Origin of the sequence: Shewanella sp. 10N.286.48.B5, from assembly GCF_002874355.2 — a bacterium.
Taxonomy (GTDB): domain Bacteria; phylum Pseudomonadota; class Gammaproteobacteria; order Enterobacterales; family Shewanellaceae; genus Shewanella.
In genome coordinates, this window is the sequence record NZ_MCVG02000001.1 from 3,090,768 (window position 1) to 3,102,954 (window position 12,187).

A 12,187-nucleotide genomic window follows, 5' to 3' on the forward strand; every position below is an offset into this window, starting at 1 on the left:
GTGTTTAAAGCAATCTATTATCCAGCTGATTTGATTGAAACAAACTCTGGGTAAGCATCAACACCACAGTCAGATGCATCCATACCGTTGTACTCTTCTTCTTCAGTAACACGGATACCCACTGTCGCTTTAAGGATAAACCATACTACGAATGAAGCTGAGAATACCCAAGCAAAGATAACTGCTGCGCCATATAACTGAGCACCAAAGTTTGCATCAGCATTTGATAATGGTACTAGCATTAGACCTAGGAAACCGGCAACACCATGTACAGAGATTGCACCTACTGGGTCATCAATTTTAATGCGGTCAAAGGCAACAATTGAGAAGATAACCACACCACCAGCGACGATACCAATGACACCTGACATTAATAGTGAAGGTGATAATGGGTCTGCTGTAATAGCCACTAAGCCCGCTAATGCACCATTTAAAATCATGGTTAGGTCAGCCTTACCCCAGACAACTTTACAAACTAATAATGCTGAAACTGCACCGAAAGCGGCTGCTGAGTTAGTGTTTACAAAAATCTTAGCCACTGCTGAAGCATTTTCTGCGTCTGAGACTAATAATTGTGAACCACCGTTAAAGCCAAACCAACCCATCCATAAGATAAACATACCTAATGTCGCCATTGGTAAGTTTGAACCTGGGATAGGATGAACTTCACCATTTGGGCCATACTTACCTTTACGAGCACCCAGTAATAGTACTCCTGAGATAGCTGCTGCTGCACCGGCCATATGTACAATACCACTACCAGCGAAGTCAACGAAACCAGCAGCAGAAAGGAAGCCACCGCCCCAAGTCCAGTAACCTTCAATTGGGTAGATAACCGCGGTTAATACCACTGCAAAGATTAAGAAAGACCAAAGCTTCATTCGCTCTGCAACTGCACCAGACACAATTGACATTGCCGTTGCAACAAATACAACTTGGAAGAAGAAGTCAGACTCCAGCGCATGATCTGCATCAGCGGCTTGTGAGCCAATTAATGAACCAAATGATGGTAACCAGCCACCTTCAGTGTTATCGACATACATGATGTTGTAACCCACTAACAGGAACATCACACAGGCGATTGAATATAAACATACATTTTTAGTTAAAATTTCTGTGGTATTTTTTGAACGAACTAAGCCCGCCTCAAGCATTGCAAAACCTGCTGCCATCCACATGACAAACGCACCTGATATTAGAAAATAAAACGTATCTAATGCGAAACGTAATTCGGTGACGGTTGTGCCTAACGTTGCTAACTCTTCCATTACATTCCCCTTATAGTGCTTCGTTATCTAGCTCACCCGTACGGATACGGATAGCTTGCTCAAGATCAGTAACAAAAATTTTGCCATCGCCAATCTTGCCGGTATGAGCCGCTGTCGTAATGGCTTCAATTAACATATCTAAGTTTTCTGCTTTAGTAGCAATTTCCAACTTCACTTTAGGAAGAAAGTCGACTTGGTATTCTGCGCCACGATATAGCTCAGTGTGACCTTTTTGACGACCGAAACCTTTTACTTCGGTAACAGTCATTCCTTCAATGCCCATGCTTGCAATAGCTTCACGGACATCATCCAATTTAAATGGCTTGATGATAGCGCTGACGAGTTTCATCTCGACCTCCAAAAGTGTGATTGTTATAAATTTGTTTACAAATACAATTCAATCATCAGGCCAATCATGTAAAACCATGATTCGTATAGCATTTTAAAATATAAGTTAAATAAAAAAGTCTTTTCATGCACTAATAAGGTGCAACTTTAATTTGGCGCGCACAACATTAGAGCGAAGCGTTTATAACTATTTGAATACTTGATAATAAGAATTACGCAGTTAAAAAAGTGTCAAAATGAACAAAGAAAAGCTGTGCGGAAGGGGGGGATGTTACTGATATAAAAATAAACACATTAAAGAAAGCATAAATAAAAAGACCTTCTAATGAAGGCCTTTTTATTTGCAGATTAGCTTTTAAAAATTTATAAGCTGCCAACCGTGTCAGTTGCTTCTGCTGAACTTGCAACCTCATCAGTCGTCTCTTCAGCGAGTAGATCTGCCATTAAGCTATCAACTTGAGGCTGACTGACCACTTCATCTTCAACTGCTACAACAGCCTCATTCACACTGACAAGCAAGTCTTCAGTTTCATCAGCTAAAGCAGTTTCTGTCACTTCAAGTTCTGCTTCTGTTTCAGCTGATGCAGTTGCTTGCATTTCAATTGCCGAGTCAGGCGCATCATTTGCAGTAGTCACAATTTCAGACTCGTCAATATCAGTGGTAAGCGCAACACTAACTGAAGGCTCAAGTACTTCATCTGCCTTAGCAAGTTCAATTTGGTTTTCTGCTGGCTGTATTTGCTGTGGTTCAATATCAATAACCGTCGTTGCCGGTTTCACCACTGAAGCTGTAACAGACTTTGATTCAATCAATTGAGTCAATTCATCTTTTTTATAAACCGCGCCAGCAATTGCAGCAACAGCGATAGCCGCGACAAATAGCTTAGCACCTGAACCTGATGATTTCTCTTGAGCCTTTCTCGCCGCTTCTGCTGCAGCAAGTTGAGCTTGAGGATTCGGTTGCGGCTTAATCTCAAGTTTTGACTTAGGCTTAGGTTCTGCAACTGGCTTCGGGTTATTATGAGCATCTGTATTTACTTGAGGCTCTACTCGAGAATTTGCAGTTGCAGCGCTACTACCACTGGTCTGTGAATTAATTTCTGCAAGAGTCTGTGGTTTAATCTGAGTTGTGGCAGGTGCAGGTTCAGCCTTAACATCGACTTTCTTAGGTTCGGCTTTATTAACATCTGTTTTCACCTGAACCGCTACGGTAGTTTTTACTACAGGCTCTGGCTTAAGATTGTTAAAATGTCCCTTATTTGCAGCTTGAGCTATCGGCGCCTCTGCAACAGGCGCTTCAGTCTTTGGGAAAGCATAGGCTTCTGTGACTTGTGCTTCTGGCTTATCTTCAACAGTTGCTTGGGGTAATACGCCTTCTTCAGGGCCCTTGGTTCTGGCACCTAAAAATTGACCACCATCATAAATTTCCATTTTATGGCTAGATACATCACCTTCAACTACACCAGAGCTTACAATCACTAAACTGTTGCAATGTAATTTACCTTTAAATTCACCACAAACTCTTAATTCTTGACAAAAAAGCTCACCGTCAATTTCGCCACCAACTTCAATTTTAACTTGGTCTGTTGAACGAATAACACCTTTAACTTTACCGGCAACCAAAGCAGGTCCCTGTACAGTCATATCTCCATCCAATGAAGTATCAGGGCCAATAAAAGTAACCCCATTTCCTTTGTTATTCATACCAATCAGTTTCCTTTATTATTAATTTTGACATATACTAAACCAACTTTATTAAAACAACAAATAACATTTCTTTTACACAAGTTGCAGGTCAATTCCGAGCTTTTCGCTTTAAAAGTAAAACTTAATAGTTTAATGTATCGGCTATTAGTAAAAGAGCCTGTCTTTAATATATAAATTTGCTATTGAACGGATTTTCAATAGTAGCCCAAATAACAGGGATGTAGCCGAAATGATTTTTTCAGATGTGATTTTTAAACAACTTCCAGAACCACAGGCCCTGCAAGTATCTAAAATCTCAGGATTACTCAATATTGAAACCGCCTTCTATGACTCACTAAACTTTGCCTGTAAAGCTGCCGATAAAAGGCCAAAATTTCTTATTCACTATTTAGAAGCCCCTCATAAACACGCCTATTTAATTTCAGCTGATATTCTTACAACAGGTAAGCATTTAGTCTTTTGCCCTCAACTAGATACTGAGTGTGAAACTTTACTTATCTCTAATGGATTCCATGGCGCACTCCCATTGGCCGCAACTGAAGTTGACATTATTGAAGCCCTTAAAAGCATTAATGCTAATAAGCTTTATTTCAGCCACGATGCCATGTCACGTTATATTCAATCAAAGAAACGACAACCCAATACCCAACGCCAGAATGAATTACTGTCATTAACGACCAAGAAAGAGCAGCAGGTATTAACCCTGATATGCCAAGGCTTAACCAATGATGAAATCGCTGCCAATTTAGGCATATCGATTAATACAGTAAAAATGCATATTCAGAATATGTTCAAAAAAACCAAAATATCCAGCCGTGGGCAGCTTTCTTACACCTTTGCACAAGTTTAAAAATTTAAATGTATATAATTAGCTCACTGCTAATTTGTAACGCTAGCTGTTAAATGGTGCGAGTTAACAGCTTTGAGAATTAACTACAGAAAATAACATTAATTGCACTTAGGTAAGCTTTAGCGTGCAGCAAAGCGCAACTAAAGCGCAAAATTTTTTTGGTGACATAGTGCTGTTTATACTGAGTACTTCATCACCTCAGCAAAACGCGCCATAAAATTATCAAACGCAGCATTATCTGGGTAATCAAATTGATATTTATTATGGAAATAAATCGTTAAAGAGGTTCGGCCGTCACTAAGAATAATTGTGTAGCCATCAAAGCCTGTTTGCGCATTTAAGCCACATAGTTCATAGCTAGAGTTGTCGCCATCTGCAGCGGCCAGCTTTTGCCCCATGTCGGTTATCTTATTAAATACTTTTAGCGCTTCATATATATCAATGGCATTTTTCATCACTACATCCTTACAAAGAAAACCTGTTCACTAAACACCTAATAGACAAAGCAATCAATACGAATGCGCGCTTAAGGTGGCTCAAAACAATCAGTGTAAAATAATGCAGTAACAAGACTGTGAGTTAGTCCTGAGAAAGACAAATTTTATATGAAGATGGTGTATCAAATTGAATCAGTGTGTGAATGCCGCGCTGCACCGCTTTTAATTTATATAAAACGGTGCAGGTAACTATTTTCCCGCACCGTTATCCTAACAAAACCAAAAATCTACGGTTTTAGACAAGACGTTATAGCTCTTCACCTAAAATGTGCTGATAAATATTAATAATTTCGCTGACCTTGTTATTGGCTTTATCTGCATCGATTTCGCCTTTAGCGCGCTGAAGAGTCAGGCGATGACTTTCATCCCGTAGCCAACAGTAGGTTTGAGTCAGGTATTGAGCAGTCATCACAGGTAAAATCTCAAGCTCGGCTAATAGCTGAAAAATGCGCACATTATCAGACCATATGGACAACTCTTTATTTTTGTTAGCGTAGGCTAACACTAAATACTGGGCCATAAACTCAATATCGGCAATGCCACCCGCACTCTGTTTTAAATCGAACTTACCGTTTGATGCTTTCAATAAATGCTGGCGCATTTTAATGCGCATATCGCGAACTTGTTTCGCAAGTTCAGGAAGCTGGCGCTGATGCGATAGCACCTCTGTGCGAATTTCACTAAAACGTGCCGCTAAGCGATGATCGCCATAAACAAAACGTGAGCGCACCAAAGCTTGATGCTCCCATGTCCAGGCCTCATCTCGCTGGTATTCGCGATACTGTTCAATCTCGCTAACCAATAAGCCTGAAGCGCCAGAAGGTCTTAAGCGCATATCCACTTCATAGAGCTCACCTGAGGTGGTTCGGGTAGCAAATAAATGCACAATGCGCTGCGCAAGTTTTAAATAAAAATGGCCATTATCAATCGGTCTTTTACCATCTGTAGCGCCTGCGCCTTGATGGTTATGTAAAAAAACCAGATCTAAGTCAGAGCCATATCCCAGCTCAATGCCACCTAATTTTCCATAACCAATAATAGCAAAGCCCATTTTCTCAGAGCTTGTACCTGCAGGTATGCCGTGCCTTGAGGAAATTTGATGCCAGGCTTGTAATACCACTTGCTCAATGATGGCTTCTGCAAGGTAGCTTAAGTGATCGCTCACCTCCATCACAGGTAGCACGCCAGTAATATCAGCGGCGGCAATTTTTAACTGTTGTGACAGCTTAAACTGTCGCAACGCTTCCATCTGTTGTTCCATGTCATCTTCTGGAACGCGCAATAGGTACTGCCTTAACTCACTTGGGTAGTCATCCAGCGGGGTGGTATCGTAAAGCTGAGCCGGATCGATGAGTTCATCCAGTAACATCGGAAAATTCGCTAACTCTTCGGCAATCCAGGGGCTAGCACAACAAAGGCTAATGAGCTGCTGACGGGCGCCGGGGTTCTCACACAATAATTCAAGATAAGTGGTACGGGTTAAAATTTTATCTAACACCCCTGATACCGCTTTTAATGCCACGCTCGGGACTGGTTGCTCTAATAATTCATCCAACAATTTAGGCATTAATTTTTCAAGAGTTTCACGTCCCCTGGGGCCTATTGAGCGTTTTAATACATTGCTGCGCCAGTCATCTAAGCTTGGCCATAAACTATCATCTTCAACATCATGCTCTTCAAGTAACGCTAAGGCATTTTCCTGATCATGAATTTGCCATAACTGGCAAGTCCAATGCTCGCTTGAGTCCTGTTCATCTTCGCCACCGACAGTATCTTTAAAGTGGCGATGAATGTTGCCCATGGCATTGGCAATTTTTTCCCGCAAGCTGTGCTCATCGCTCTCGCCCATGGCATAGCATAGTCGCTGCCAATCAGTGGCATTATCGGGCAATGTTTGGGTTTGCTTATCATCAAGAGCTTGAAGTAGGTTTTCAACTCGGCGCAGTAAAATGTAGCTGTGTTTTAGCTCATCAACGGCCAAGTACTCTAACTGACCTAGCTTATATAAGGTATCAATTGCGCCAAACAAACTTTGTTGTCGCAGTGCAGGTTCTCGTCCGCCACGTATCAGCTGAAAACTTTGCACCACGAATTCAACTTCGCGGATCCCGCCGGCTCCCAGTTTTATATTGCCTGTGAGCTGTCTGCGTCTAACTTCTTGTGCAATAAGTCGTTTCATTTTTCGTAGCGAATCAATGGCTGAAAAATCGATATAGCGACGATAAATAAAAGGCCTTAATAAGTCATGTAAGTCATCACTATATTGCGTCCAAGGCCCGAGTACTCGCGCCTTAACCATGGCGTAACGTTCCCAATCACGACCTTGCTCTTGATAGTAATCTTCAAGACCACTGAAACTGACCACTAACGGGCCACTTTCACCGTATGGGCGCAGACGCATGTCGACCCGAAACACAAAGCCATCAACAGTAATTTGATCTAATAAACTGATCAGTCGTTGACCCATTTTGATAAAAAATTGCTGGTTAGCTTGAGTGCGGCGACCACCGATGGTTTCACCATGTTCAGGAAAGGTAAAAATCAAATCGATATCAGAGGAAAAGTTCAGTTCTCGACCACCAAGCTTACCCATACCGAGAATAAGTAACGGCTGTGGATTGCCCTCTTCATCTGTTGGGGTGCCGATTTGCTGACACATATCGGTGTAGAGCCAATCGCGAGCACCAATTACCAGCACTTCGGCTAAGCTAGATAAATCCAGTAGTGATTCTTCAACATCGCAATAATTTAAAAAGTCTCGCCAAGCGATACGTACCATTTGGAAGTTTCGAAATTGACGTAGCTGTTTTTTAACCTGCTCTTCTGAGCTTGATGAGGCTAAATTAGTGTGTAATTCACCAGTAAAAGACTGTCTATCGAGCTGAGTTAACTGACCATCGAATAGCAATTCAATCCACTGGGGATTACGGCACAATTGCTCGGCAATATAATCACTCAAACCTAACACTAACTTTAATTCAGCTTGTTGTGACAGGGTTAGTTTTTCAGTGATTTCAGGCCATGTTTCACAAAGCCTTAACCAGTAACGTGCTGCAATTTCATTAAGCTCTGCAGACAAGACGTTGTTACTTTGGTTGTGCATGTTTATCCGATCCCTTTGGCAAATTACTAAGACTTACACATTTCAATTCGACATATTATGTCAAGGTGTGTTATACAATAAAATCAACGATCGCATAAATAGCTAGTCGATATTGTACCTTCGATTAAGACTACTATATCCTTTACAACAGTAATACCGAACCATGTAAATATTTAGTCAGTTTTAAGCATATAATTATGCGACTTGATACTATATTTATATATGTATTTTATACTATTTGGAGAACACATGGCTGGCATGCTTCCTCGTGTCCTTGCAGTATTTTCAGCGCTGATCTTGTGCATAACATTATCAGGTTGTGGTGATGACAGACCTGAAAAAATTACGCAATATCAGCAGCTGTCACAGCAGCGATTGACTCAACTCGATTCAATGCTAAACGCAGGTGAGCTTCGTAATGCCACCTTACTGACACAATATACCAGCTTACTTAAAAACAGTAAGCCTGATCTGGTGCCGCTACTTGATGAACTGGCGCGTGATGCGACCTCAAGTGGCCCTATGTACCAATCACTAAAACGCAGAACCAGTGAACTGGCCGATTCTGCCAACTTCGTTGATTTAGATCAGCAGCTCGAAGAAGCGCAAAATATTTATCAAGCAGCTGATTCAAGTTTGTTTAATGACATGCTTTCCGATCCCGTTAATGTGGTGGCTGATTTATCAGGTGGACAGCTGGCAAGGGTTAACGCCATCAGCCGTGAAGCCGAAGCAATGGCCAACGGTAGCGAAGATTTTGGTGCAGGAAGCCAGCTAGTGGGTAACCCCGCTTATGGTAGCTGGCAAACTAATTCAAGCGGCATGTCATTTTGGGCCTGGTATGGCATGTATTCGATGTTCTCTAACATCATGAATCCTGTACGCTATGACCGCTGGTCAAACAATCGTGGTTACAGCTACTACAATGATGTCGGTCGCTACCGTTATACGTCTCCTAAACAGGCGAGCGCGCAAAATCGTACATTTGAGAACACCAAGAAAACCTTTAATTCTCAAGGTAAGCAATTTAATAGCCCGTATGCGAAATCACGTACAGGCTCAACCAGCTTATCAAGACAAAGTACTGCAACACCTAAAGCCAGTACTGCCGGAACCAAAACAGCACGTAGCACAAGTAAGTTCCGTTCAAATTATTCCAAAGACAGCAGTTTCCGTAATTCAACTAGCCGCACCACACGCGGTGTACGCCGAGGCAAATAAGGACTAACCATGACATTTTTAAATGACTTCGGACTCACCCTAGATTTAGCGATAATTTTAGCGATTGATCTGACCATCGCGGTGATCTTACTGGCGCTAATGCGCTACTTACAAGGCTGGAGCGTGAGAGTAAACAGCCGCGCTGAACTCGCAGAGCGTGATAACTTTGCTTTTGGGGTTAGTACTGCGGGTGCCGTTCTGGCATTAGGGATTGTACTTTCAGGGGCGATTACAGGTGAAGCTGCTGATTCGTATATTGTTGAAGCCATTGGCATGACAGCTTACGGCTTATTTGGCTTACTTTTAATCAAGTTTGGTCGAGTACTACACGACAAAATTGCCTTAAATGAAATCGATAAAAACAGCCAAATTATCAATGGTAATATGTCGGTTGCCATCGTTGATGCCGCCGCTGCTGTTGCCACAGCAATTATCATTCGATCGGTATTAATGTGGGCAGAAGATATTACCTTAGATACTTTCATTGCTATCTTTACCGCCTTCTTAATCTCGCAATTAATGTTAGTGTTATTAACTCGCTTTCGTGAGCACCAATACGCTAAACGTAATCAAGATGCCTCAATGCAAAAAGCACTAGAGCAAGGCCAAATAGCCGTTGCGATTCGTCACAGTGGTTACATGATTGCCATGGCATTTACCTTTAAAGCGGCCAGTCACTTTATTATCTATGATCCAACTGCTTACTTAATGAATATCGTCGGCTGGTTAACCTTCTCGATAATCATGCTGGTAGTGTTGTCGCTATTACTTGCTGTGGTTAAAAAGCTAGTTTTAGCTCAAATCAACCTAACTGACGAAGTTGAGAAACAACACAACGTCGGTGTGGCTGCAGTTGAACTAGCAATTAGTGTTGCTGTTGCACTCATTTTAGCGGCGTTAATGGCATAAATAGATGAATAATACTTTGCTTGAACAGAGCCAGGAGGGCTGCGACAAGCAAAATAGCCCTTCTCAAACAGGCACCTTGCCTCCAGCGAATAAACGCAGCCTTGCTTGGTTTGATGATGCCCTATTGTTGGGCATTATGGCCTTACTGGCAGGCTGTGGTCTTATTTACGAATACCTACTTTCCCACTATGCAGGCCGCATTCTCGGCGCCTTAGAAGCTGCTATTTACACCATGATAGGCATTATGATTGTGTCTATGGGCATTGGCGCCTTTGCCGCTCGTAAAATTCGCTGTGCCTTCACCGGCTTTGCGATGCTTGAACTTATTGTGGCATTTTGTGGATCATTAGCGATTTTAATTACCGCCGCCGTGATTGGATTTGGCCAGCAATTACCGTTAATTATTGCCAACACCTTAGGCCTGCCACCAGATCATTTACCTGACGGCGGTTTTATTGGCGTATTACAAAATCTTAGTGAATATTTACCCTATATCTGGGGGGTTATTCTAGGTTTGATGATCGGCATGGAGATCCCGCTAATTGCCCGCGTACGTCAATCCTTATCTGAAGAGCACTTGCTGCACAATGCCGGCACCATTTATGGCGCTGATTATGTCGGTGCGGGTGCTGGCGCGGCTATTTGGGTACTGTTCATGCTGTCGTTAGATATTCAGCTCGCAGCAGCGCTCACCGCCAGTGTTAACTTGTTAGCAGGCTTTGTGTTTATTTGGCGCTTTTGGCAGCAAATCCGCTGGGCTAAACTGATCCTCGCAGGACATTTTATCGCCACAGGAGTATTAGTGCTACTGGCACTGCACGGCCCCAGTTGGGAGCAAAATTTCAATAACCTGCTATATAAAGACAAAGTGGTGTATTCAGAAGCTACCCGTTTTCAGCAGTTAACCTTTACCGAGCGGCTGCGAGGCAAAGGTCAAGCGCCAGTGTATTCGCTATACATTAATGGTCGATTACAGTTCTCCAGTATTGATGAGCACATCTACCACAGCTTTTTAGTTCACCCGACACTTGCAGCCAGTGCAAGGCAGGATAATGTGCTAATTATTGGCGGCGGAGATGGCTTAGGGCTTAAGCAAGTTTTCAAATGGGATCCAAAATCGGTCACCTTAATGGATTTAGATGAACAGCTCGTCGACTTGTTTAGAGAGCCCCATGAGAACATGCCAGAGCGTGTTAGCAATGCCATGTTAGCCCTTAATGGCGATGCACTAAATGATCCTCGCGTTAAGCTTATTTATGATGACGCCTTTAATGGCATTGATAAACTGATTGCTGACAATCAAAAATTTGATGCCATTATTGTGGATTTGCCAGATCCGAGTCACCCTGATTTAAATAAGCTTTATTCTGATTTATTTTATCGAAAACTGGTCGAGCTATTGAGCGCTGATGGGGCAATGACGGTACAATCGACTTCGCCTTATCATGCCCAAAATGCCTTTATTTCTGTAGGAAAAACCATTGAATCGGCAGGGTTTTCGGTCGAGCAATACCATCATAACGTGCCAAGCTTTGGTGAATGGGGCTGGTCTATCGCCACCTTATCAGGACAAAATGCCAAGCAACGTCTAGCCCATAACGAGACGTTGCCCATTAATGAGCAATGGCTGACTCCTGGGCTTATACATGGCGCATTTGAGTTTCCTGGCACATTTTATAATGATGCTGACACTATCAAAGTGAATAGAATTGGCTCATTACAGCTATACCATTACCACTTAGCATCTTGGTCTGACAACCAAGGGATGAATCTTTTTTAACCAACTCAAAAATAGTCTTGACATAATATGTCTAAGTGCTATCTTTGAAACCTAAGACATAATATGTCAATAAGGACGAATATGAATATCCATAAGATTGCTAACCATTTGACAGAACTTGGCGACCTTAGCCATACCGGTTTGAAGTTTGATTGTTTTCCAATTGATGGTGATGTTGAAGTATTACAAGTCAACGTTGCTGGCCGTGAAGAATTACCGGTATTTGTATCGGTAACTGACAATCAAATCTTATGTATCAGTTATTTATGGGATGAGAGCGAAGTAAAAACTGAAACTCGTACCCAAATGTTTGAAACTATGCTTGAACTAAACATTCCAATGCCTTTGTCATCTTTTGCAAAAATTGATGATAAATATGTGGTTTACGGGGCGTTATCAGTCACCTCAAGCATGGAAGAGATCGAGCAGGAATTATCAGTATTGTCTGATAACTGTTTAGAAGTCATCGACGAACTTGTCGAATTTTTGAAGTAAGGAGCCATA

The 12,187-nt window shown here is 42.1% G+C and carries 10 protein-coding genes; 5 read left to right on the plus strand and 5 right to left on the minus strand.

Translation table 11 applies throughout. The annotated features are described in order from the left end of the window. Positions 1–17: 17 nt before the first annotated feature. The 3 genes from BCU57_RS13245 to BCU57_RS13255 form a co-directional block, all read right to left on the minus strand. Positions 18–1,268, minus strand: coding sequence for an ammonium transporter (locus BCU57_RS13245; RefSeq protein WP_102438541.1), 1,251 nt, complete (start codon positions 1,266–1,268; stop codon positions 18–20). A 10-nt stretch (positions 1,269–1,278) separates the two neighbouring features. Further along, positions 1,279–1,617, minus strand: a complete 339-nt coding sequence (locus tag BCU57_RS13250) for a P-II family nitrogen regulator (RefSeq protein ID WP_076539720.1) — start codon at positions 1,615–1,617, stop codon at positions 1,279–1,281. 362 nt (positions 1,618–1,979) lie between these two features. Further along, positions 1,980–3,320: a bactofilin family protein gene (locus BCU57_RS13255; RefSeq protein ID WP_102438543.1), complete on the minus strand. Its 1,341-nt coding sequence runs from the start codon at positions 3,318–3,320 to the stop codon at positions 1,980–1,982. Positions 3,321–3,552: 232 nt separating this feature from the next. Here BCU57_RS13255 and BCU57_RS13260 point away from each other — a divergent pair, with 232 nt between their 5' ends. Next, a complete protein-coding gene (locus tag BCU57_RS13260; protein WP_102438545.1) occupies positions 3,553–4,173 on the plus strand; it encodes a response regulator transcription factor in 621 nt (206 codons plus the stop codon). 176 nt (positions 4,174–4,349) lie between these two features. Here BCU57_RS13260 and BCU57_RS13265 read toward each other — a convergent pair whose 3' ends face one another. Both BCU57_RS13265 and glnE read right to left on the minus strand, forming a co-directional pair. Further along, the gene (locus tag BCU57_RS13265) at positions 4,350–4,628 is read right to left on the minus strand and encodes a DUF3081 family protein (RefSeq protein WP_102438547.1); all 279 of its coding nucleotides are present in this window, start codon (positions 4,626–4,628) and stop codon (positions 4,350–4,352) included. Between the two features lie 289 nt (positions 4,629–4,917). Then, positions 4,918–7,779 (minus strand): bifunctional [glutamate--ammonia ligase]-adenylyl-L-tyrosine phosphorylase/[glutamate--ammonia-ligase] adenylyltransferase, encoded by a 2,862-nt coding sequence (gene glnE / locus BCU57_RS13270; RefSeq protein ID WP_413211457.1) that lies wholly within the window; start codon positions 7,777–7,779, stop codon positions 4,918–4,920. 243 nt (positions 7,780–8,022) lie between these two features. Here glnE and BCU57_RS13275 point away from each other — a divergent pair, with 243 nt between their 5' ends. The 4 genes from BCU57_RS13275 (at position 8,023) to BCU57_RS13290 (ending at position 12,178) form a co-directional block, all read left to right on the plus strand. Further along, a complete protein-coding gene (locus BCU57_RS13275) occupies positions 8,023–8,994 on the plus strand; it encodes a hypothetical protein (protein WP_102438551.1) in 972 nt (323 codons plus the stop codon). A 9-nt stretch (positions 8,995–9,003) separates the two neighbouring features. Continuing rightward, on the plus strand, positions 9,004–9,903 hold the full coding sequence (locus BCU57_RS13280) for a DUF350 domain-containing protein (RefSeq protein WP_102438553.1): 900 nt from the start codon (positions 9,004–9,006) through the stop codon (positions 9,901–9,903). A 4-nt stretch (positions 9,904–9,907) separates the two neighbouring features. Beyond that, positions 9,908–11,683: a polyamine aminopropyltransferase gene (locus BCU57_RS13285; RefSeq protein ID WP_102438555.1), complete on the plus strand. Its 1,776-nt coding sequence runs from the start codon at positions 9,908–9,910 to the stop codon at positions 11,681–11,683. A gap of 81 nt (positions 11,684–11,764) precedes the next feature. After that, positions 11,765–12,178, plus strand: a complete 414-nt coding sequence (locus tag BCU57_RS13290) for a YjfI family protein (protein ID WP_076539733.1) — start codon at positions 11,765–11,767, stop codon at positions 12,176–12,178. Positions 12,179–12,187 lie beyond the last annotated feature (9 nt).

Coding starts and splice junctions, on each gene's coding strand:
- BCU57_RS13245 (WP_102438541.1), bottom strand. CDS start 1,268: ATGGAAGAGTTAGCAACGTTAGGCACAACCGTCACCGAATTACGTTTC.
- BCU57_RS13250 (WP_076539720.1), bottom strand. CDS start 1,617: ATGAAACTCGTCAGCGCTATCATCAAGCCATTTAAATTGGATGATGTC.
- BCU57_RS13255 (WP_102438543.1), bottom strand. CDS start 3,320: ATGAATAACAAAGGAAATGGGGTTACTTTTATTGGCCCTGATACTTCA.
- BCU57_RS13260 (WP_102438545.1), top strand. CDS start 3,553: ATGATTTTTTCAGATGTGATTTTTAAACAACTTCCAGAACCACAGGCC.
- BCU57_RS13265 (WP_102438547.1), bottom strand. CDS start 4,628: ATGAAAAATGCCATTGATATATATGAAGCGCTAAAAGTATTTAATAAG.
- BCU57_RS13275 (WP_102438551.1), top strand. CDS start 8,023: ATGGCTGGCATGCTTCCTCGTGTCCTTGCAGTATTTTCAGCGCTGATC.
- BCU57_RS13280 (WP_102438553.1), top strand. CDS start 9,004: ATGACATTTTTAAATGACTTCGGACTCACCCTAGATTTAGCGATAATT.
- BCU57_RS13285 (WP_102438555.1), top strand. CDS start 9,908: ATGAATAATACTTTGCTTGAACAGAGCCAGGAGGGCTGCGACAAGCAA.
- BCU57_RS13290 (WP_076539733.1), top strand. CDS start 11,765: ATGAATATCCATAAGATTGCTAACCATTTGACAGAACTTGGCGACCTT.